Below are 20,484 nucleotides of genomic sequence, written 5' to 3'. Positions count from 1 at the left end.
AGGATACGGCCCGCTCCGGTGACCCCGCCGAGCGCCGCTCGGCACGCGGTGACCCTTCGGCGCCCCGGGCATCGACTACCGTAGCGATGTGCCGAAGCCGAGACTGCCTGTGGGGAGGGACCTCCTCTACGGCGTCTACAAGAAGCGTCTGCGATCGAGCCTCGTCCCCGGGACACTGCCGAACCACGTCGCGATGATCATCGACGGCAACCGCCGGTGGGCGCGGCAGCGGGCGCTCGAGACCGCCGCGCACGGGCACCGCGCGGGAGCCGCGAAGGTGCACGAGTTCCTGCAGTGGTGCGACGAGCTCGGCATCCGGCACGTCACCCTCTACCTGCTCTCGCAGGACAACCTCGTCGGCCGCGAGAGCTCCGAGCTCACCGAGCTGATCGCGATCATCGCCGATCTCGCCGAGGAGGTCTCGCAGCAGCCCGACTGGCGGGTGCAGCACGTCGGCTCCGACGACGGACTGCCGGAGTCGCTGATCACCGCGCTCGACACGGCCGAGGAGCGGACGGCGCGGCACACCGGCCTGCACGTGAACCTCGCGGTCGGCTACGGCGGGCGCCACGAGATCGCCCAGGCCGTGCGCAGCATCCTCGACGAGCACGGCAAGCGCGGGTCCTCCATCGAGGACGTCGCCGAGCTGCTCACCCCCGAGCTGATCGGCGAGCACCTCTACACGAGCGGCCAGCCCGATCCGGACCTCGTGATCCGGACCTCCGGGGAGCAGCGCCTCTCGGACTTCATGCTCTGGCAGAGCGCGCACAGCGAGTTCTACTTCATGGAGGCGCTCGGCCCCGACATCCGCGAGGTCGACTTCCTGCGCGCTCTGCGCGACTACGCGGGGCGGCACCGCCGCTTCGGCAGCTGATCACCGCTGCACCACCCATCGGAAGGGCCGGCATGAGCACGACGAGCACCCTGGGCATCGACGACCTCCTCGGCACCTTCTCGGAGCAGACGGGATACCTCGACTTCGCCCGCATCGGTCCGATCTCGGCGACCGCCGTCGCCGAGCAGGAGGCCGCGACCCGGCTGCTGCAGGCGGGGCGGGCGCTCGACCAGCTGGCGGCACAGGACGCGCGCGTCCGCTCCGCCGTGTCGGCACTCGTCGGCCTCCCGGCCGAGCAGATCGTCTTCCAGCCGAACACCTCGACGGGCCTCCTGCACACGATGTTCGGCGCCACCGGGGGAGTGCTGCTGTCGGCGGGGGAGTTCCCGAGCCTGCCTTTCGCCGCGGTGCGCGCCCAGCAGGCGCTGGGGGCCGTGACGCCGGTGTGGCTGCCGGGCAGGCCGGGCCGGGTGACTCCCGACGCGGTGCGCGAGCACCTCACCCCGGAGGTGACGGCGGTCGCGGTCAGCCTCGTCGACTCCCGCACAGGTCATCTCGCAGACCTCGAGGGCCTGCGCGACGTCATCGGGGATCGCCTCCTGATCGTCGACGCGATCCAGGGGTTCGGTGTCGTCGACGCGCCCTGGGCCGCGGCCGACGTCATCGTGTCCGGCGGGCAGAAGTGGGTGCGGGCGGGCTGGGGCACGGGCTTCCTCGCGCTCAGCGAGCGCGCGCTCGAACGGCTCTCGCCGGTGCTCTCCGGATGGACCGGCGCGGACGCCGTCGAGCCGTGGGACGAGGTGGCACCGCCCCGATCCGGTGCGGGTGCGTTCAGCGTGACCAACCCCGATCCGATCGCCCAGGCGCGCTTCGCCGGCGCGCTCGAGGACATCGCCGCAGTGGGAGTGACCGCCATCGCCGCGCGGATCGCCGAGCGGGTCAGCGCGATCGTCGACCTCGCCGACGAGTTCGGGCTCGCCCTCGTCAGCTCTCGAGACGAGAGGGAGCGCGCGGGCATCGTCGTCGTCGAGCCGGCACCCGAGGAGCTCGCGCCCCTGAGCGCGTCCCTCGACGTCCACGGAGTGACGGCGCGCCTGCGCCCCGGGACCGTGCGCTTCAGCGCTCACGCCGGCACCACCGACGAGACGCTCGCGGCACTGCGGGCCGCTCTCGTCTCGGCGGGCACGGGCGCCGCGTTCTGAGCGGAGCCGCGCGTTCACACACTGGTTACACATTCGTAGCGGTGGGAAGCACACGGATGTCATTCGCGGGGTTATGTTCGAGACATCAGGTGAAGCGCCTGGTCGAGACGGCCACACAAGTACGGCTCGATATCGCGCAGACCAGTGAAGGGAACTGCGCGGTGCGGGAACGCACCGATGGCCGGCTCGCACAGTGAGCCGGGGGTGTCGAAGCCCCCGGGGTGTGGAGAGTCGTCGTGACAGTTCCCCAGGGTATGGACCAGCAGGCCGGAGCGCAGGGCGGCATCCACCGCCGAGCGCAGCACGGGTCCGCCGGCTCCTCCGATCAGCTCCTGCGCACGTACGTGCTCGACACGTCGGTGCTGCTGTCGGACCCGATGGCCATGTTCCGCTTCGCGGAGCACGCGGTCGTCCTGCCGATCGTCGTGATCGGCGAGCTCGAGGGCAAGCGCCACGATCCCGAGATCGGGTACTTCGCCCGTCAGGCGCTGCGGCACCTCGATGAGCTGCGCATCAAGCACGAGCGCCTCGACTTCCCGATCGCCGTCGGAAACGGCGGGACGCTGCGCGTCGAGCTCAATCACTCCAACATGTCGGTCCTGCCCAGCGGGCTGCAGCTGGGCGACAACGACGCCCGGATCCTCGCCGTCGCGATGAATCTGGCGAACGAGGGCTCGACGGTCACCGTCGTGTCCAAGGACATGCCGATGCGGGTGAAGGCAGCCTCGATCGGACTCGCCGCGGAGGAGTACCTCGCCGAGCTCGCTCCGGAGTCGGGCTGGACCGGGATGGACGACATCACGCTCGAGGGCGGCGCGATGAGCGAGTTCTACGACCGGGAGCGCCTCTTCACGGACGCGGTCGAGGGCATCCCCATCAACACGGGACTGGTCGTCCACTCGGACCGGGGCTCCGCCCTCGCCCGTGTGACCGGCAAGCGGCAGATCACGCTGGTGCGCGGGGACCGCGACGTCTTCGGGCTGCACGGCCGCTCGGCCGAGCAGCGGCTCGCGATCGACCTGCTCCTCGACCAGGAGGTGGGGATCGTCTCGCTCGGCGGCCGCGCCGGCACCGGCAAGTCGGCGCTCGCGCTCTGCGCCGGGCTGGAAGCGGTGCTCGAGAAGCGCCAGCACAAGAAGATCATGGTCTTCCGTCCGCTCTACGCGGTCGGCGGCCAGGACCTCGGCTTCCTGCCCGGAGACGCCGCCGAGAAGATGAACCCGTGGGCTCAGGCGGTCTTCGACACGCTCGGCGCGCTGGTCTCGCAGAACGTGCTCGACGAGGTGATCGAGCGCGGGATGCTCGAGGTGCTGCCGCTCACGCACATCCGCGGTCGTTCGCTGCACGACGCGTTCGTGATCGTGGACGAGGCGCAGTCGCTCGAGCGGAACGTGCTGCTGACGGTGCTCTCGCGCGTCGGGCAGAACTCGAGGGTCGTGCTGACCCACGACGTCGCCCAGCGCGACAACCTGCGGGTCGGCCGGCACGACGGAGTCGCGTCGGTGATCGAGACGCTGAAGGGGCATCCGCTGTTCGCGCACGTCACGCTCACGCGCTCCGAGCGCTCGGCGATCGCGGCACTGGTGACCGAGATGCTGGAGTCCAACGAGCTGGCGTAGGAGCCGATCTCTCCGCCGCGTCCGGCGCCCAGGATCCCCGGATCCCTGCGCGCCGGACGCGGTTCTGCTTGCTGAGGACGACCCGAGGAGGGGAGCGCCGGCAGACGGGCGTAGCGTGGCCCGGGTGAGCATCCTCGATGACGCGCTCCTCGAGCGCTTCCGCCTCCGAGCCGCCGACTACGACGAGCGCAACGCGTTCTTCGCCGAGGATCTCGAGGAGCTCCGCGCGATCGGCTACCTGGCGCTGCTCGTGCCGGAGGAGCTGGGCGGACGCGGCCTCGGGCTCGAGCAGGCGGCGACTGAGCAGACCCGGCTCGCGACGGCCGCTCCGGCGACAGCGCTCGCCGTGAACATGCACCTCGTCTGGACCGGGGTCGCGAAGGCCCTCCGCGATCGGGGCGACGCCTCCCTCGAGCACGTGCTCGCGGACGCCGCCGCGGGGCACGTCTTCGCCTTCGGCAACAGCGAGCCGGGCAACGACCTCGTCCTCTTCGACTCCCTCGTCCGCGCGGATCGGCAGCCCGACGGCGGGTACCGCTTCACCGGCACCAAGATCTTCACCTCCCTCTCGCCGGCGTGGACGCGACTCGGGGTCTTCGGCAGGGACGACAGCGGAGCCGAGCCCCGGCTCGTGCACGGCTTCATCGACCGGGACGCTCCGACGGACCCCGTCGCCGGTCTGAGCGTGCGCGACGACTGGGACACGCTCGGCATGCGGGCCACCCAGAGCCGAACGACGGTGCTGGACGGGGTGCGCATCCCGGCGTCGCGGATGGTGCGCTCGCTGCCCGTCGGACCGAACGCGGATCCGCTGGTGTTCGCGATCTTCTCGGCGTTCGAGCTGCTGATCGCCTCGGTCTACCTCGGCATCGCGCAGCGCGCGCTCGCCCTGGCCGTCGAGGCGGCCCACCGCCGCACGTCGCTGAAAGCGGGCGGACGCGCCCTCGCGCACGACCCGGACATCCGCTGGCGCGTCGCGGACGCGGCGATCCTGCTCGACGGCCTGGATGCTCCGCTGCGCTCGGCCGCGGCCGACGTCGACGCCCTCGTCGACCGCGGTGCCGCGTGGTTCCCCTCTCTCGTCGGCGTGAAGATCCGCACGACGGAGGCGGCGCTGCGGATCGTGGAGAGCGCCGTGCGGGTCGCCGGCGGCTCGGCCTACTCGCGGAGCTCGGAGCTGTCGCGCCTCTACCGGGACGTGCTCGCCGGGCTGTTCCACCCGTCCGACGACGAGTCCGCCCACTCGACCTTCGCGAACGCCTTGCTCGGACCGGTGCCCGCGCCGGAGTGACGCCCGCACCTGTGGAGAGTGCCGACGGGACCGGCCCACGGGCGGCTACGGTCTGCGGATGCTGTCGGCAACCCTTTCCCTGCGCGATCTCGTCGCGACAGCCCTCGGAGCGACTGCGCTGATCGCGGTCGCGGTGACCTCGCCGCTGCCCGTGGGGTCGCTCGCCGTCGCGATGCTCATCGCGGCGGTCTCGGTCCCGCTCGTCCTGGGTGATGTCCGAGAGCACCGCCTGCCGAACGCGCTGACGCTGCCGCTGCTCGCGGCGGGTGCCGCCTCGGTGGTCGGGGACGTGCTGTCGGGGCGCGGGGATCGGCCGGTACTCGCCGCACTGATGGCGTCCGTCGTGCTCGGGGTCCTGCACCTCGCGGGCGGTCTGGGCATGGGCGATTTGAAGCTCGGTTCAGCGCTCGCGTTGCCCCTCTCCACCCTCTCCCCGGAGGCCGCGCTGACGGGTCTGCTGCTTCCGTTCCTCCTGGCCGGCACCTGGACCCTGCCGTTCCTGCTCCGAGGCGACTCCTCCCGGATCCCTTTCGGCCCCTTCCAGCTCACCGCCTTCTGGCTCGTCCTCGCCCTCCACTGATATCCCGCACAAATCGACCGACAGCGGACGACCAGCCGACGGTCCGCGAGGCGAACGTGCGAAACGCGTGCCAGCGTTTCGCGCTAGCCGAACGGAGGACGCTCTACGGAACGCGCCCACCTCGGAAAGCCGACCGCGGTCGGTCCTGCGCAGAGCGCAGGACCGACCAAACAACTCAGCCGGGGTGGGTCATGCTCATCACGTTCAGCAGCGCATCCAGCTGCTCCTCGGTGACCTCGCCGCGCTCGACGAAGCCGAGGTCGACGACGGACTCGCGGACCGTGATGCCCTTGGCGACGGAGTTCTTCGCGACCTTGGCGGCGGCCTCGTAGCCGATCACCTTGTTCAGCGGGGTGACGATCGACGGCGAGGACTCGGCCAGGGCGCGAGCGCGCTCGAGGTTCGCCTCGAGCCCTTCGACCGTCTTGTCCGCGAGCAGGACGGACGACGTGGAGAGCAGGCGGATCGACTCCAGGAGTGCCGTGCCCATGACGGGGATGGCGACGTTGAGCTCGAAGGCGCCCGAAGCGCCCGCCCACGCGATGGTGGCATCGTTGCCGATGACCCGGGCGCAGACCATGAGGACCGCCTCGGGGATCACCGGGTTCACCTTGCCGGGCATGATCGAGGAGCCGGGCTGGAGGTCGGGGATGTGCAGCTCGCCGAGACCGGTGTTGGGTCCGGAGCCCATCCAGCGCAGGTCGTTGTTGATCTTGGTGAGGCTGACGGCGAGCACGCGCAGCGCGCCGGACGCCTCGACGAGCGAGTCGCGGGCGCCCTGGGCCTCGAAGTGGTTGCGGGCCTCGGTGACGGGCAGCCCGGTCTCCTCCGCGAGGCGCGCGATGACCTTCTGCGGGAATCCGGCCGGCGTGTTGATGCCGGTGCCGACGGCGGTGCCGCCGAGCGGGACCTCCGCGACGCGGGGGAGTGCCGACTGCACCCGCTCGATGCCGAGGCGGATCTGCGCGGCGTAGCCGCCGAACTCCTGGCCGAGGGTGACGGGCGTGGCGTCCATCAGGTGCGTGCGTCCGGACTTGACGGCCTCGCTCCAGAGCTCGGCCTTGGCCTCGAGCGACTCGGCGAGGTGCTCGAGCGAGGGGATGAGGCTCTCGATCAGCGCGCCGGTGACGGCGACGTGCACCGAGGTCGGGAAGACGTCGTTCGAGGACTGCGAGGCGTTCACGTGGTCGTTCGGGTGGACCTGGCGGCCGAGCGCCGTCGTTGCGAGGCTGCTCAGCACCTCGTTCATGTTCATGTTCGAGGACGTGCCCGAGCCGGTCTGGTAGACGTCGATCGGGAAGTGCTCGTCGTAGCCGCCGGCCACGATCAGGTCGGCCGCGTCGGCGATCGCCCGGGCGATGTCGGCGTCGAGCACGCCCAGCTCGGCGTTGGCGAGCGCCGCCGCCTTCTTGATCCGCGCGAGCGCCTTGATCTGGGCGGGCTCGAGTCCGGCGCCCGAGATCGGGAAGTTCTCGACGGCGCGCTGGGTCTGCGCGGCGTAGAGGGCATCGCGCGGGACGCGCACCTCGCCCATTGTGTCGTGCTCGATGCGGAAGTCGCCGGAGTCGGTCGGGAGGTGATCCACCACGCTGTGTTCGTCCTTGTCTGATCGTCGGTGCGGTTCGCCGGAGCCGGTCATTCGGCGCCGGGCACCGCCGCGTCGGAGGACGCGGCGGACTGGAGGGGGCTGAGCGTGCGCTCCTGCTCCGAGAGGTAGGGGCTCAGCTGCGGCGGGTCGATGCCGAGCACGACGTCCGAGACGACGGTGCCGTCCGACAGCCGGTAGTTCGCTCCGACCACGGCGAGGGCGCCCGTGGCGACCGCATCGGCGATGAGGGGGGAGCGCTGCAGCATCTCGGCGACCGTGTCGCGCAGGTGCTCGCGGCCGACCACGAGGGTGTCGGTGGCCGAGGGGTCGACGAGCACGCGACCGTCGGGCTGCGGCCCGACGACGCGGCGCACCGCGGGGATGATCGGCTCGATGAGGTGCTCGATGTGCGGCGGGAGGCGCTGGGCGCCCGGTGCCTGCGACTCGATCGCGGCCTTCACCGCTCCGCACTCGTCGTGCCCGAGGACGAGGATCAGCTTCACTCCGAGCACAGCGACCGCGTACTCGAGGGAGCCGAGGATCGAGTCGGCGATGACCTGGCCGGCGTTGCGGACGACGAAGAGGTCGCCGAGACCGAGGTCGAAGATGATCTCCGCCGCGAGGCGGGAGTCGCTGCAGCCGAAGAGAGCGGCCAGCGGGCGCTGCTCGGAGGCGAGCTCGGCACGGCGCTCGACGTCCTGGCGGGGGTGACGGGGCTCGCCGGCGACGAAGCGCTGATTGCCGCGCAGCATCTCCTTCCACACCCAGGCGGGCGGGCGCGACTCGCGCGGCACCGGGATGGTCTGCGGAGCGCCGCTCTCGAGGCTGTCGTCGTGGTTCGTCACTGTTCCTCCTGGCCGATCTGGGGCGAGACGGCGTCGACGACCTCGCGGATGCGCTCCACGGGTGCCGTGCCGTAGACGAGGTACGTGCTGGCGCCCTCGGTCGTCTCGAGCGCGTACGGGGTGTTGCCGGTGTCCTGTCCGGAGTCGCGGCGGTCGTAGACCGTCCACTCCCGGCCGTCGATCTGCTCGACCCCGGTCGCTCCGGCGCGGTCGAGCTGACGGGCGACCCACGCCTCGTCGGCGTCGAAGCCCTGGCTGAGGCCGATGTAGCCGGAGTCGGGAGCGGGGGTCAGCAGGCCGACGTACCAGTAGTCGATGCCGCCGTCGGTGCGGAGCTCGGCGGCGTTGGCCGACCAGCCCTCCGGCATGTCGGGCACGGCGAGCGTCTCGGTCTCGCCGAGCTGGAGCTGCGAGGCGACGAGCGGGACGTCGATGGCCGGACGGTCCGTGCCGTCACCGCGCGGGACGATCAGGACGATCAGCGCGACGACGCCGACGGTGGCGAGGAGCGAGAAGACGAGGTTGTTCACCGTCTTGCGCTGGCGGTAGAGCCGGGAGTTCTCGGCCTTGCGGGCGGCGATCTCGGCGGGCGTCTCGGGACGGCCGAGCTCCGCGACGACGCGCGGCTCCTTGCGGCGGCTCATCCGGCGCTCGATCCGGAGCGGGCGGCCTCGAGGCGGGCGCGTGCGCCGATCAGCCACTCCTCGCACCGCGCCGCGAGAGCCTCGCCGCGCTCCCAGAGCGCCAGGGAGCGCTCGAGGGTGGAGCTGCCCTGCTCGAGCTCGGACACCACGCGCACGAGCTCGTCGCGGGCCTGCTCGTAGCTGAACTCGGAGACGTCGGAGTCGAGTCCCTCAGGAGCGGGGGAGTCGGTGCGGGCGTCGGCCATGGTGTTGATCCTATCGATCGGGGCATGCGGGGGAGTCGCGGTGCAGGAGGTCGGCGAGGGGTCAGCCGCGACCGGCGGGATCGTCCGCTGGGCCCTCCGAGCGGGCGGCGACGGCTCCCTCGGCGAGGGTCAGGACGAGCCCCTCGCCCGCGTCGGCGTCGCCGGGCGACCGGACGACGTGGCCCGCTGCGTTCTGCACGATCGCGTAGCCGCGGTCGAGCGTGTGCTGCGGCGACAGGGCGCGCAGGTGCCCGTGCAGGCGCTCGACCTCGAGGTGGGCTCGCTCGATCCGCCGCTCCACGAGCTCGGCCCCGCGGGCGACCCAGCGGGTGAGCTCCTCGGAGCGCTGGTCGACGAGGACCCGGGGATTCGCGAGGACGGGCCGGGAGCGCAGCTGCGAGAGCCGGTCGACCTCGTGCGAGACGAGACCGCTCACCCGCGTGGTCATCCGCAGTCGCGCCTGCTGAACCCGGAGGAGCTCGTCGGAGACGTCCGGGACCACGCGCTTGGCCGCGTCGGTCGGCGTGGAGGCCCGCAGGTCGGCGACGTCGTCCAGCAGCGGACGGTCCGCCTCGTGCCCGATCGCGCTGACGACGGGGGTCGCGCAGGCGGCGACGGCCCGCACGAGCGACTCGTCGCTGAAGCCGAGGAGGTTCTGGAAATCACCGCCGCCGCGGGCGATCACGATGACGTCGATCCCCTCGTCGGCGTCGAGCACGCGCAGGGCGGCGGTGACCTCGGCCACGGTGCGCTCGCCCTGCACCGCCGCGTGCACGACGCGGAAGCGGACGGCGGGCCAGCGCAGCTGGGCGTTCCGCAGCACGTCCTTCTCGGCGTCCGAGTCCTTGCCCGTGATGAGGCCCACGCCGTGGGGGAGGAAGGGGAGCCGCTTCTTGCGCCCCGGCTCGAACAGCCCCTCGGAGGCGAGCTGCCGGCGCAGGCGCTCGAGCTTCTCGAGCAGGTCGCCGAGGCCGACGTGGCGCATCTCGAACACCTGCATGGTGAGCGTGCCGCCCTTGAGCCAGTAGTTCGGCTTGACGAGCGCGATCACGCGCGCACCCTGCGCGAGATCGGCCGGGATGCGCGAGCGGACGGAGGACCAGATCGTGAAGCCGACCGTGGCGTCGCCCGAGACGTCCTTCAGCTTGCCGTAGACGTTTCCGCCCGAGACGCCCCACTGGGTGATCTCGCCCTCGACCCACGCCGTGCCCAGGCGCTCGATCCAGCCCTTGAGCTTGCTCGCGAGCAGGCCGACCGGCCAGGGGTTCTCTGCGGTGGGAGGGGCGTCTGTCATCGGTGCCTTCGCTCGGCGGGCGGTGGAGAGCGGGGGCGATCCCGCGTCGACCACCGTACGGGATGCCTCCGACAGCGCATCGGCCCCTGCTCAGCTGCGAGCGCATAGAATCAGGGGGTGAGTCAAGTCTCGATCAGCCTGCCCATGCCGCGCATGCCCCGCGCCACCGGGCGCCTCCGCGACGTCCCCGTCGACGGCGCGAAGCGCGTGCTCCTCGCCGCTCCGCGCGGCTACTGCGCCGGAGTCGACCGCGCGGTCGTCGCCGTCGAGAAGGCCATCGAGCACTACGGCGCCCCGGTCTACGTGCGCAAGCAGATCGTGCACAACGTGCACGTCGTCTCGACGCTCGAGAGCCAGGGGGCGATCTTCGTCGACGAGGTCGACGAGGTCCCCGAGGGCTCCCACATCGTCTTCAGCGCGCACGGGGTGTCGCCCGCCGTCGTGCAGGGAGCGGCCGACCGCGGTCTGCAGGCGATCGACGCCACCTGCCCGCTCGTCACCAAGGTGCACCGCGAGGCCGTCCGCTTCGCCCGCGACGACTTCGAGATCCTCCTGATCGGCCACGAGGGCCACGAGGAGGTCGAGGGCACCGCCGGAGAGGCCCCCGATCACGTGACCCTGGTCGGCAGCCCCGACGAGGTCGACACCATCGTCGTGAAGGACCCGGACAAGGTCGTCTGGCTCTCGCAGACCACGCTCTCGGTCGACGAGACGATGGAGACGGTCCGCCGCCTCCGCGAGCGCTTCCCGAACCTGCAGGACCCGCCGAGCGACGACATCTGCTACGCCACGCAGAACCGCCAGGTCGCGATCAAGAAGGTCGCCGCCGACGCCGAGCTCGTGATCGTCGTCGGATCCGCCAACTCCTCCAATTCCGTGCGCCTCGTCGAGGTCGCCCTCGAGTACGGCGCCAAAGCCGCGTACCGCGTCGACTACGCGAGCGAGATCAAGCAGGAGTGGCTCGAGGGCATCCGCACCGTCGGCGTCACCAGTGGCGCCTCCGTGCCCGAGGTCCTCGTGCGCGAGGTCCTCGACGACCTCGCGGCCGCGGGCTACGGCGACGTCGAGGAGGTCAAGACGGCGGAGGAGGACCTCATGTTCTCGCTGCCCAAGGAGCTCCGGAAGGACGTCGCAGGCAAGCGCGACGCCCGTGCGATCGGCGGCCGCACCACGGCGCCGGTCCGCGGCTGACCGCTCCCTCACGCACGAGAGGCCGCCTTCCCCGAGGGGAGGGCGGCCTCTTCCGTGCGCGGTGCGCGACTCAGTCGTCGAGCCCGGCGGCGCCCTGGCTCGACATGCGCGAGACGTAGTCGGCGAACGTCGGGTCGCCCAGGATCGCGATGGCGGCGACGATCATCGAGAGGACGACCGTGGCCACGATCCCGAGGATCGGGACGAGCACGGCGCGCTTGCCCGCTCGGAGACGGCGGATCGAGATCCAGACGGCGAAGGCCACGACGAGCGACTGCGCGAGCGCGATCGCCACTCCGAGCGTGCGCGCCAGGTCCGGGGACGCGTACGTGCCGATGCCTTGACTCGTGTAGAGGTCCTCGAGCGTCGTGGCGAAGCTCGACGGATCGAGCAGCGTCGGCACGGCGAAGAAGACGCCGAGCGCCAGCAGGACGATCGTGAGCAGCCGGTCGACCGGGTGCGCGGCCGTGGGCTTGGACGGAGCCGCCGCGGGGCGGGGCTCGGTCTCGGAGCCGCGGGGATCCGGGACCACCGTGTCGGCCGGAGGGTTCCACGACCAGCCGGGAGGCGCGTACTCGCCGTACTGCGGCTTCGGGCGCTCGGAGCCGCCCGGCTGGTCGTGTGCGTTCGTCACGGAGCGGAGCCCTACTTCCCGGAGTTGCCGGCGGAGCCGAGCTGACGGGTCGCCTCGGCGACGCGGGCGGCCATGGCGGTCTCGGCGATCTTGCCCCAGGCGCGCGGGTCGTAGATCTTCTTGTTGCCCACCTCGCCGTCGACCTTGAGGAAGCCGTCGTAGTTCTTCAGCACGGTGTCGGCGATCGAGCGGCTGAAGGCGTACTGGGTGTCGGTGTCGATGTTCATCTTCACGACGCCGTTGCGGACCGCCTCGGCGATCTCCTCGTCGGTCGAGCCCGACCCGCCGTGGAAGACGAGGTCGAGCGGCAGGGCCGCGGTGCCGTACTTCGCCTGCAGGCCGTCCTGGATCTCGCGGAGGAGCTCGGGGCGCAGACGCACGTTGCCGGGCTTGTAGACGCCGTGCACGTTGCCGAAGGTGAGCGCGGCCATGTAGCGGCCCTGCTCGCCGAAGCCGAGAGCCTCGACGGTCGCGATCGCGTCGTCGAGCGTGGTGTACAGGTGCTCGTTGATGTCGTGGGAGACGCCGTCCTCCTCGCCGCCGACGACGCCGATCTCGACCTCGAGGATCGCGTTGATGTTCTTGACGCGGGGGAGGATCTCCTTGGCGATGGCCAGGTTCTCGTCGAGGGGCACGGCCGAGCCGTCCCACATGTGCGACTGGAACAGGGGCTCGCGACCGGCCTTGACCTCCTCCTCGGAGGCGGCGATCAGCGGGTAGACGAAGCCCTCGAGCGCGTTCTGCGGGCAGTGGTCGGTGTGCAGCGCCACCGTGACCGGGTAGTTCTTGGCGACCTCGGTGGCGAACTTCGCGAAGGCGATCGCTCCGGCCGCGCGGTTCTTCACGGTGTGGCCGGCGAAGTAGTCGGCACCTCCCGTGGTCACCTGGATGATGCCGTCCGAGCCCGCCTCGGTGAGGCCCTGCAGGACCGAGTTGATCGTCTGCGACGACGACACGTTGAAGGCGGGGTAGGCGAAACCGCCGGCCTTCGCCTTGTCGAGCATCTCTGCGTACTGGTCCGGGGTAGCGACGGGCATGGCATCTCCTTTGACGGATGAACGGGAGGGGGTCGGGCGAGGCCCGCGTCGCGGTCGAGTCTAGCGAGGCGGGTGCGGGCCTTCCCCCGGGGCGACGAGCGGTGCCTCCGCTAGGCTTCGAGCGGGATGGGGACCCGCTCTCGCGGGTCCTGCGACGACGCCGTCTGCACGAACATCGAACGCGAAGGACTCCGCGCTGTGACCGATACCGACAACGACTCGCTCTACCTCCACCCTGATCGCAACCTCGGCATGGAGCTCGTCCGGGCCACCGAGGCCGCGGCCATCCGCGCCGTGCCGTTCATCGGCAAGGGCGACAAGAACGCCGCCGACGGCGCCGCCGTCGACGCCATGCGCACCTTCCTCGGAACCGTCAACTTCGACGGGGTCGTCGTGATCGGCGAGGGCGAGAAGGACAACGCGCCCATGCTCTACAACGGCGAGCACGTGGGCAACGGCTCGGGACCGGCGGCCGACATCGCCGTCGACCCGATCGACGGCACGTCGCTCACCGCGGCCGGCCGTCAGAACGCGCTCTCGATGATCGCCGTCGCCGATCGCGGCGCCATGTTCGATCCGTCGGCCGTCTTCTACATGGAGAAGATCGTCACCGGGCCCGAGGGCGTCGGGATCATCGACATCGAGCGCCCGATCGGCGAGAACATCCGGGCGCTGGCTCGCGCCAAGCGGAAGCCGGTCGACGAGATGCGCATCGCGGTGCTCGATCGTCCGCGCCACGCCAAGCTGATCGAGGACATCCGCGCCGCGGGCGCGGGGACGCGGCTGTTGCTCGACGGCGACGTCGCGGGCGGCATCAATGCGGCCCGGCACGACTCGCGACTGGACATGTGCGTCGGCATCGGAGGGACGCCGGAGGGCATCATCACCGCCTGCGCCATCCGTGCTCTCGGCGGCGTGATCCAGGGCATCCTTCGGCCGAAGGACGACGACGAGCGCCAGCGCGCACTCGACGCCGGACACGACCTCGACCGCGTCCTCCACGCCAACGACCTCGTCCGCAGCGACAACACCTACTTCGTGGCGACGGGCGTGACGAACGGCGGGCTCGTGAAGGGCGTGCGCAAGGAGGGCCACGTCATCACGACGGAGTCGATCGTCCTGCGCTCGCGCTCGGGCACCATCCGCCGCGTCACCGCGCAGCACCTCGCGGAGAAGTGGATCTAGGACTCCCGGGAGATCCGTGCGGAGGGGCTCGGCGCTGCGGCGCCGGGCCCCTCCGTCGTCCGCGGTGCGAGCCTCAGGCGGTGCGCTCGTCGGAGATTCTCTCCGACTCGACGAGCTCGACGGCCGTGAGGCGCCTGGGCGAGGAGCTCACGCCTTGGGCGGGAGCGATCACGCGCGTCTCGTCGAGGGAGTCGAACTGCCGGGCTGTGACGAGCACGCGCGACTCGAGGGAGCCGGCGAAGGCGTTGTAGGAGTCGACCGTCTTCTCGATCGAGCGGCGCAGTCCCTCCGCGTGATCGGCGAGCGTGCTCAGCCGCGAGTACAGCGTCTTGCCGAGATCGAGCAGACGCTTCGCGTCGTCCGTCAGGACGTCCTGCTGCCACGTGTACGCGACGGTCTTGAGCACCGACCAGAGCGTGACGGGGGAGGCGAGGGCGACCCGCTTGCGGAACGCGTACTCGAGCAGGGTCGGATCGGCGTCGAGCGCGCTCGCGAGCAGGGGCTCGCTCGGCACGAAGGCGATGACGAACTCGGGACTGGCGGGCAGGCCCGACCAGTAGGACCGCGCGGAGAGGGCGTCGACGTGGCCCCGGAGCGCACGCACGTGCGCCCGGAGGAGGGCGGCCCGGCGCGCCTCCTCCTCGGTGCCGGCCCCCGCCGGGATCGCGCTCGCCTCGAGGTAGGCGTCGAACGGGACCTTCGCATCGACGGCGATCGCCTTGCCCCCGGGGAGCCTCACCACCATGTCGGCCCGGCCGCGGCCCGCCTCGCCCTCGAGGCCGAACTGCACGTCGAAGTCGACCCGCTGCACGAGGCCGGCCGCTTCGACGACGTTGCGGAGCTGCGTCTCGCCCCAGGCGCCCCGGCTGGAGTTCGAGCGCAGGGCCGACGCGAGGGTCTCGGTCGTGGAGCGCAGCCGCTCGCCCGCCGCCCGCTGGCCCTCGAGCTGCTCGGTGATCGCTCCGAACTGCTCGGCCCGCTCGCTCTCGAGCCGGCGGACCGCCTCCTGCATGCCGCGCAGGCTCTCGGCGACGGGGGAGAGGGTCTGCAGGATGCGGGCGTCGTGGCGCTCGCGCTCGGCGACCGCGCGCAGCTGCTCCTGGAGCTCGCGCACCTGGTCGCGGGCGCCGCCCAGCTGCTCGCGGTACTGCTCCACCACGGCCTCGTGGCGATCCTCCAGGCCGTCGGCCCGAGCACTCGCGGTGGCGAGCTCGAGGGCGATCGCCCGATCGGGCGTGCGGGAGCGGGCCCACAGGGCGACGGCGAGACCGGCCAGCAGGGCGCCGATGACGAGCCCGACGAGGAAGGAGGTGTCCATGCGGCGATGACACCACGGACGTCCGACATCCGAGCGGGACGTCAGCGGCGCGGCGCCCGGACGAGGGCCAAAGGGGGCCTCCCGGTGCCAATAGGCTTCCCCATCATGGGGAATCACCGCCGTCCATCGCGCCTGCTCACCGCCGTCCTCGCCGTCGCCGTCGGGCTCGGCACCGCTCTCGTCCCGGTCACCGCGGCCTCCGCGGCGGAGGACGTCCTGCCTCCCGCCTCGGTGCTCGTCGATCCCGGAACCTCCGACGCCTCCGTGTCGGTCGCCGACGAGGAGCCGGGCGACGTGAAGGTGCAGTACGCGGCCGAGAGCACGAAGAGCTTCCGCGCGGGCTTCATCTTCAGCGACGCGAACTTCTTCGACAGCGACGCGAAGACCGTCGCTCAGATCCAGGCGACGCTGGACGACAAGGGGCGCAACTGCTCCGGCACGCCCAACGGGGTCCCGTGCCTGAAGGCGTTCAGCCAGGCGACGCCGACGAAGGCCGCCGACCCGATGTGCAAGGAGTACCGCGGCAGCGCTCGCGAGTCGGCGGCGACGATCTTCGTCCGCGTCGGCGAGGCCTGCGGCATCAATCCGCTGGTCCTCACGGTGCTCGTGCAGAAGGAGACGAGCCTCGTCTCGACCACGAGCCCCACGGAGCGCCTCTACAACCGCGCCACCGGCTTCAACTGCCCGGACGAGACCGGGTGCAACAACGGCTCCGCCGGGTTCTTCACCCAGGTCTACGGAGCGGCGCGCCAGTTCAAGAAGTACGCGAACCCGCCCGGATCCGACCAGAACTTCACCGCCTACGCGGCGGGGACCCCGCCGAGCATCCTGTTCAACCCCGACCGCTCGTGCGGCTCGACGCAGGTCGCCATCCGCAACCAGGCGACGGCGAACCTCTACTACTACACGCCGTACCAGCCCAACGACTACGCGCTGACGAACACCGGCAACCAGGCCTGCGCCACCTACGGCAACATCAACTTCTGGTACATCTTCAGCGACTGGAACGGCTCCCTCGCGAACGCCGGAGTCGCGCCCGCCGGTCGCGTCGACACGCCCCGCATCTCGGGCGGCACGCTCACGGCCGCCGGCTGGACCGTCGACCCGACGACCCAGCGCGCCGCCCTCACGACGACCGTCACCATCACCGCCCCCGACGGGTCGAAGACGGTCCGCACGGCGACGGCGAACGGTGCCCGCAGCGACATCCCGGGCGAGTACCCCGCCGCCGGTCCGAACCACGGCTTCACCGTCAGCGCACCGGCGTCGGCCGTCGGCACCTACACGGTCTGCGTCAGCGCGGCCTCGGTCGAGTGGAACCGCTGGGTGGGCACGGGCGACTCCCGCGGCCCCGGCTCGAAGGACCTCGGCTGCTCCACGGTGAGCAGCCAGGGCGCGATCGCGGTCGACCGCCTCGCGGGCACGGACCGTCAGGAGACCGCGGTGAAGGTCTCGCAGTCGACCTTCAAGGCAGGTGTCCCCGTGGTGTACGTCGCGACGGGCACCGGCTTCGCCGACGCACTGAGCGCAGGACCGGCCGCCGCGAAGCAGGGCGGACCCCTCCTCCTTGTCGACCGCGATTCGATGACGCAGCCGGTCCGCGACGAGTTGTCGCGCCTCAAGCCCGCGAAGATCGTCGTCGTCGGCTCGGCCCTGAGCGTGAGCGAGGCGCTCAAGAACGACCTCGCGCGCTACGCCGGCTCGATCCAGCGCATCGGCGGCAGCGACCGCTACGACACGTCGAAGAAGATCATCGAGTACGCCTTCCCGCAGGGCTCCTCGCAGGCGTGGATGGCGACCGGCGAGAAGTTCCCCGACGCGCTCAGCGCCGGTGCGGTGGCGGGCTCCGTCGACGCCCCCGTGATCCTGGTCCGCGGCGGGCAGCCGACCGCCGATGAGACGACGAAGAGCCTGCTCACGAGGCTCGGTGTGAAGACGCTGACGATCGCGGGAAGCGCGCAGTCCGTCAGCGAGGGCATCAAGAACTCGCTCCCCGTTGCGTCGACGCGGATCGGCGGCTCGAGCCGCTACGAGACCTCCGAGAAGCTCAACAGCGCCGGGTTCCCCCGGGGTGCGAGCACGGTCTACTTCGCGACCGGCGAGAACTACCCGGACGCCCTCTCGGGGGCCACTGCCGCCGGATACACTTCGAGCCCTCTGTTCGCGGTGCGGAAGGACTGCGTGCCGCAGCCCGTGCTCGACTACGTGAACCGTTTCGCAACCAAGAGGATCGTCCTGCTCGGCGGGCCCGGCACGCTCTCGGAGTCCGTGGCGCGCCTCGTCTCCTGCGGCTGATCGCGTCGGGGGTGCCCGCTACCGTGGAGGGATGAGCTCGGCCGATCCCTCCCCGCGCGACGTGCGGCGTCGGCGGGGAGGGGCGGCAGGGCTCGCAGCGCTCGTCGCGGCGGTGCTGCTCGCGGGTTCGAGCGATCTCGCCGCGAATGCTGCGGCGCCCGCCGCCGGCGCGAGCATCCGCATGTGGACGGACTTCTCGGGCGGCGTCGACGGCTCCGGCTTCGCTCCCGGCGACATCGTCTCGGACGCCGTCTTCTTCGACGGCGACGCGCTGGCTCCGACCGCAATCCAGGCGTTCCTCGACGCGCGGGTCCTCGACTGCGAGGGCGAGGGAGTGCCGTGCCTGCGCGACTACGCGGAGGACACGGGCGATGTCGCCGCCGACGAGCAGTGCGCCGCCTACGCGGGCGGCGAGGCGCAGTCGGCCGCCGAGATCATCGGCGGTGTCGCCGCCGCGTGCGACGTGAGCCCGGCAGTGCTCCTGGTGCTCCTGCAGAAGGAGCAGTCGCTGGTGACGGACAGAGCCCCGAGCGAGAGGCAGTTCCGCAGCGCCACGGGCTACGGCTGCCCCGACACGGCCGACTGCGACAGCGACTACTTCGGGTTCTTCGGGCAGGTCTACGGAGCGGCGTGGCAGTTCCAGCGCTACGCGAATCCGGACAGCAGCTTCGACTGGTACCCCGTGGGCGAGACCAGCGAGGTGCAGTACTCGCCGGACGCCTCGTGCGGCACCGCGCCGGTGCTGATCGAGAACGCGGCGACGGCGGGTCTCTACTACTACACGCCCTACCAGCCGAACGAGGCGGCGCTCGAGAACCTGTACGGCGAGGGCGATGCGTGCTCGGCGTACGGCAACCGCAACTTCTGGCGCCTGTTCAGCAACTGGTTCGGCGACCCGCGCGCCGGGGCCTGACCCCGGTCAGGCGGCGACGGGAGCCGCAGGGCGCAGTCGCTTGAGCGCGACTCCGGCCAGCTCGCCGAGCTCGGCCATGCTGCCCGCGCCGTGGCGCCGGGCGGCGTGCACGACGATGGCGGCGCACGCCTCGGCATCGGCGGACGCGTCGTGGTGGCGGAAGTCGTCGAAGCCGGCGGCCCGCGCGACGAACGGCAGGCGGTAGGACTCGAGCTCGTACGTCCTGCGAGCGAGCTGCAGCGAGCAGAGGTAGTCGTACTCGGCGTGCTCGAGCGCCGTCGCGGCGCAGGCGGCGCGGATGACGCCCATGTCGAAGCCGGCGTTGTGCGCGACGAAGACGTCGCCGTCGGCGAAGGCGGCGAGATCGGCGAACTGGTCGCTCCAGCCGAGGGCGGCGCGCACGTCCGCCTTGCGGATGCCGTGGATCCGGGTGTTCCACTCGAGGAAGTCGTCGTAGCCGAGCGGCGGGCGGATGAGCCAGCCCGCCCGGTCGACGACGCGGCCGTCGCGGACCTTCACGAGCCCGACCGAGCAGGCGGACGCTCCGTGCGAGTTGGCGGTCTCGAAGTCGATGGCGGTGAAGTCGATGGGCACCTCTTCACCCTCTCACGCACCTCCGACGCCGCCCGCGAGCGGCACGCGGGTCCCAGTCCGCCACGCCGTAGGATGGATGCCCGTGGCTCTCACTATCGCAATCGTCGGTCTCCCCAACGTCGGCAAGTCGACGCTCTTCAACGCGCTGACCAAGAACACGGTGCTCGCGGCGAACTACCCGTTCGCGACGATCGAGCCGAACGTCGGAGTCGTGAACCTGCCCGACCCGCGCCTCGAGGTGCTCGCCGGCATCTTCGGCTCGGAGCGCATCCTGCCCGCGCCCGTCTCGTTCGTCGACATCGCCGGCATCGTCCGCGGCGCGTCCGAGGGGGAGGGTCTCGGCAACAAGTTCCTCGCCAACATCCGCGAGGCCGACGCGATCGCCCAGGTCATCCGCGGTTTCGAGGACTCGGACGTCGTGCACGTCGACGGCAAGGTCGACGCCGCGAGCGACATGGAGACGATCAACACCGAGCTGATCCTCGCCGACCTGCAGACCCTCGAGAAGGCCGAGGCGCGGTACGAGAAGGAGCTCAAGGGCCGCAAGATCGAGCCGATCGTGCTCGAGACCGCGAAGAAGGCGCGCGAGTTCCTCGACTCCGGCAAGCCGCTCTCGGCGACCACGATCGACCTCGAGCCGATCCGCGAGCTCGGGCTCCTGACCGCCAAGCCCTTCATCTACGTCTTCAACGTCGACGAGGCCGTGCTGACCGACGACGCCCGCAAGGCCGAGCTCTCGGCACTCGTCGCTCCCGCTCAGGCGATCTTCCTCGACGCCAAGATCGAGTCCGAGCTGATCGACCTCGACGAGGCCGACGCCGCCGAGATGCTCGAGTCGACCGGCCAGACGGAGTCGGGCCTCAACCAACTCGCGCGCATCGGCTTCGACACGCTGGGCCTGCAGACCTACCTCACGGCCGGCCCGAAGGAGACCCGCGCCTGGACGATCGGGAAGGGCTGGACCGCTCCGCAGGCGGCCGGCGTGATCCACACCGACTTCCAGAAGGGCTTCATCAAGGCCGAGATCATCTCGTTCGACGACCTGGTCGAGACCGGCTCGATCGCCGAGGCCCGCTCGAAGGGCAAGGCCCGCATCGAGGGCAAGGACTACGTCATGCAGGACGGCGACGTGGTGGAGTTCCGCTTCCAAGCAACCTCTGGTCAGAAGTAGATC

Annotated in this window: 19 protein-coding genes; 10 read left to right on the top strand and 9 right to left on the bottom strand. The window is 71.2% G+C overall.

Annotated elements, in window-relative coordinates; genetic code table 11:
- Nucleotides 1–109 precede the first annotated feature (109 nt).
- The 5 genes from IOC53_RS08885 to IOC53_RS08865 all read left to right on the top strand — a co-directional run bounded on the left by IOC53_RS08885 (nt 110) and on the right by IOC53_RS08865 (nt 5,527).
- Entirely contained in the window at nt 110–874 is a 765-nt protein-coding gene (locus tag IOC53_RS08885) for an isoprenyl transferase (protein ID WP_307786127.1), read from the top strand.
- 32 nt (nt 875–906) lie between these two features.
- Nucleotides 907–2,037 (top strand): aminotransferase class V-fold PLP-dependent enzyme, encoded by a 1,131-nt coding sequence (locus IOC53_RS08880; RefSeq protein ID WP_207404851.1) that lies wholly within the window; start codon nt 907–909, stop codon nt 2,035–2,037.
- Between the two features lie 254 nt (nt 2,038–2,291).
- Nucleotides 2,292–3,656: a PhoH family protein gene (locus IOC53_RS08875; RefSeq protein ID WP_207404913.1), complete on the top strand. Its 1,365-nt coding sequence runs from the start codon at nt 2,292–2,294 to the stop codon at nt 3,654–3,656.
- A 115-nt stretch (nt 3,657–3,771) separates the two neighbouring features.
- Nucleotides 3,772–4,947: an acyl-CoA dehydrogenase family protein gene (locus IOC53_RS08870; RefSeq protein ID WP_207404849.1), complete on the top strand. Its 1,176-nt coding sequence runs from the start codon at nt 3,772–3,774 to the stop codon at nt 4,945–4,947.
- Between the two features lie 58 nt (nt 4,948–5,005).
- Nucleotides 5,006–5,527: a prepilin peptidase gene (locus tag IOC53_RS08865; RefSeq protein ID WP_207404847.1), complete on the top strand. Its 522-nt coding sequence runs from the start codon at nt 5,006–5,008 to the stop codon at nt 5,525–5,527.
- Nucleotides 5,528–5,702: 175 nt separating this feature from the next.
- Here the strand turns inward: IOC53_RS08865 and IOC53_RS08860 are convergent, their stop codons facing one another.
- The 5 genes from IOC53_RS08860 to xseA all read right to left on the bottom strand — a co-directional run bounded on the left by IOC53_RS08860 (nt 5,703) and on the right by xseA (nt 10,143).
- Nucleotides 5,703–7,115, bottom strand: a complete 1,413-nt coding sequence (locus IOC53_RS08860) for a class II fumarate hydratase (RefSeq protein WP_307786125.1) — start codon at nt 7,113–7,115, stop codon at nt 5,703–5,705.
- A gap of 47 nt (nt 7,116–7,162) precedes the next feature.
- Entirely contained in the window at nt 7,163–7,867 is a 705-nt protein-coding gene (locus tag IOC53_RS08855) for a carbonic anhydrase (protein WP_207404911.1), read from the bottom strand.
- A gap of 89 nt (nt 7,868–7,956) precedes the next feature.
- Nucleotides 7,957–8,604, bottom strand: coding sequence for a DUF4245 domain-containing protein (locus IOC53_RS08850; RefSeq protein WP_207404843.1), 648 nt, complete (start codon nt 8,602–8,604; stop codon nt 7,957–7,959).
- Complete coding sequence (locus IOC53_RS08845; protein ID WP_207404841.1) at nt 8,601–8,849, bottom strand: exodeoxyribonuclease VII small subunit; 249 nt, start codon at nt 8,847–8,849, stop codon at nt 8,601–8,603. Before IOC53_RS08845 ends, IOC53_RS08850 begins: the two co-directional genes overlap by 4 nt.
- 61 nt (nt 8,850–8,910) lie before the next feature.
- On the bottom strand, nt 8,911–10,143 hold the full coding sequence (gene xseA, locus IOC53_RS08840) for an exodeoxyribonuclease VII large subunit (RefSeq protein ID WP_207404839.1): 1,233 nt from the start codon (nt 10,141–10,143) through the stop codon (nt 8,911–8,913).
- A gap of 144 nt (nt 10,144–10,287) precedes the next feature.
- Between xseA and IOC53_RS08835 the strand changes: the two genes are divergently transcribed.
- The gene (locus IOC53_RS08835; RefSeq protein WP_207404909.1) at nt 10,288–11,334 is read left to right on the top strand and encodes a 4-hydroxy-3-methylbut-2-enyl diphosphate reductase; all 1,047 of its coding nucleotides are present in this window, start codon (nt 10,288–10,290) and stop codon (nt 11,332–11,334) included.
- A 70-nt stretch (nt 11,335–11,404) separates the two neighbouring features.
- On the opposite strand, the gene IOC53_RS08830 is transcribed toward IOC53_RS08835, so the two are convergent.
- Together IOC53_RS08830 and fbaA are read right to left on the bottom strand one after the other, a co-directional pair.
- Nucleotides 11,405–11,968 (bottom strand): DUF6264 family protein, encoded by a 564-nt coding sequence (locus IOC53_RS08830; protein WP_207404836.1) that lies wholly within the window; start codon nt 11,966–11,968, stop codon nt 11,405–11,407.
- A gap of 11 nt (nt 11,969–11,979) precedes the next feature.
- The gene (fbaA, locus tag IOC53_RS08825) at nt 11,980–13,005 is read right to left on the bottom strand and encodes a class II fructose-bisphosphate aldolase (protein WP_207404834.1); all 1,026 of its coding nucleotides are present in this window, start codon (nt 13,003–13,005) and stop codon (nt 11,980–11,982) included.
- A gap of 252 nt (nt 13,006–13,257) precedes the next feature.
- Between fbaA and glpX the strand changes: the two genes are divergently transcribed.
- Complete coding sequence (glpX, locus tag IOC53_RS08820; RefSeq protein WP_242683115.1) at nt 13,258–14,190, top strand: class II fructose-bisphosphatase; 933 nt, start codon at nt 13,258–13,260, stop codon at nt 14,188–14,190.
- Nucleotides 14,191–14,263: 73 nt separating this feature from the next.
- On the opposite strand, the gene IOC53_RS08815 is transcribed toward glpX, so the two are convergent.
- Complete coding sequence (locus IOC53_RS08815) at nt 14,264–15,508, bottom strand: DNA recombination protein RmuC (RefSeq protein WP_207404830.1); 1,245 nt, start codon at nt 15,506–15,508, stop codon at nt 14,264–14,266.
- 105 nt (nt 15,509–15,613) lie between these two features.
- Between IOC53_RS08815 and IOC53_RS08810 the strand changes: the two genes are divergently transcribed.
- Both IOC53_RS08810 and IOC53_RS08805 read left to right on the top strand, forming a co-directional pair.
- Nucleotides 15,614–17,803 (top strand): cell wall-binding repeat-containing protein, encoded by a 2,190-nt coding sequence (locus IOC53_RS08810; RefSeq protein WP_207404828.1) that lies wholly within the window; start codon nt 15,614–15,616, stop codon nt 17,801–17,803.
- Nucleotides 17,804–17,834: 31 nt separating this feature from the next.
- Nucleotides 17,835–18,716: a hypothetical protein gene (locus IOC53_RS08805; RefSeq protein WP_207404826.1), complete on the top strand. Its 882-nt coding sequence runs from the start codon at nt 17,835–17,837 to the stop codon at nt 18,714–18,716.
- A 6-nt stretch (nt 18,717–18,722) separates the two neighbouring features.
- On the opposite strand, the gene IOC53_RS08800 is transcribed toward IOC53_RS08805, so the two are convergent.
- Nucleotides 18,723–19,310 carry an exonuclease domain-containing protein gene (locus tag IOC53_RS08800; RefSeq protein ID WP_207404824.1) on the bottom strand — a complete coding sequence of 196 codons (588 nt, stop codon included), beginning with the start codon at nt 19,308–19,310 and terminating at the stop codon, nt 18,723–18,725.
- 82 nt (nt 19,311–19,392) lie between these two features.
- Here IOC53_RS08800 and ychF point away from each other — a divergent pair, with 82 nt between their 5' ends.
- On the top strand, nt 19,393–20,481 hold the full coding sequence (ychF, locus tag IOC53_RS08795; RefSeq protein ID WP_207404822.1) for a redox-regulated ATPase YchF: 1,089 nt from the start codon (nt 19,393–19,395) through the stop codon (nt 20,479–20,481).
- The last annotated feature ends 3 nt before the right edge of the window (nt 20,482–20,484 follow it).

This window comes from Rathayibacter sp. SD072 (assembly GCF_017355185.1).
In the GTDB taxonomy this organism is placed as follows: Bacteria; Actinomycetota; Actinomycetes; order Actinomycetales; family Microbacteriaceae; genus Rathayibacter.
The sequence above is the reverse complement of the archived record's forward strand: the minus strand, read 5'-3'. Positions and strand labels throughout refer to the sequence as shown.

Bases quoted from the DNA above. Each gene is read 5' to 3' on its own strand.
- IOC53_RS08880 (WP_207404851.1), top strand. From the start codon at position 907: ATGAGCACGACGAGCACCCTGGGCATCGACGACCTCCTCGGCACCTTC.
- IOC53_RS08875 (WP_207404913.1), top strand. From the start codon at position 2,292: ATGGACCAGCAGGCCGGAGCGCAGGGCGGCATCCACCGCCGAGCGCAG.
- IOC53_RS08865 (WP_207404847.1), top strand. From the start codon at position 5,006: ATGCTGTCGGCAACCCTTTCCCTGCGCGATCTCGTCGCGACAGCCCTC.
- IOC53_RS08855 (WP_207404911.1), bottom strand. From the start codon at position 7,867: ATGCTGCGCGGCAATCAGCGCTTCGTCGCCGGCGAGCCCCGTCACCCC.
- IOC53_RS08850 (WP_207404843.1), bottom strand. From the start codon at position 8,604: ATGAGCCGCCGCAAGGAGCCGCGCGTCGTCGCGGAGCTCGGCCGTCCC.
- IOC53_RS08845 (WP_207404841.1), bottom strand. From the start codon at position 8,849: ATGGCCGACGCCCGCACCGACTCCCCCGCTCCTGAGGGACTCGACTCC.
- xseA (WP_207404839.1), bottom strand. From the start codon at position 10,143: ATGACAGACGCCCCTCCCACCGCAGAGAACCCCTGGCCGGTCGGCCTG.
- IOC53_RS08835 (WP_207404909.1), top strand. From the start codon at position 10,288: ATGCCGCGCATGCCCCGCGCCACCGGGCGCCTCCGCGACGTCCCCGTC.
- fbaA (WP_207404834.1), bottom strand. From the start codon at position 13,005: ATGCCCGTCGCTACCCCGGACCAGTACGCAGAGATGCTCGACAAGGCG.
- glpX (WP_242683115.1), top strand. From the start codon at position 13,258: ATGGAGCTCGTCCGGGCCACCGAGGCCGCGGCCATCCGCGCCGTGCCG.
- IOC53_RS08815 (WP_207404830.1), bottom strand. From the start codon at position 15,508: ATGGACACCTCCTTCCTCGTCGGGCTCGTCATCGGCGCCCTGCTGGCC.
- IOC53_RS08810 (WP_207404828.1), top strand. From the start codon at position 15,614: ATGGGGAATCACCGCCGTCCATCGCGCCTGCTCACCGCCGTCCTCGCC.
- IOC53_RS08805 (WP_207404826.1), top strand. From the start codon at position 17,835: ATGAGCTCGGCCGATCCCTCCCCGCGCGACGTGCGGCGTCGGCGGGGA.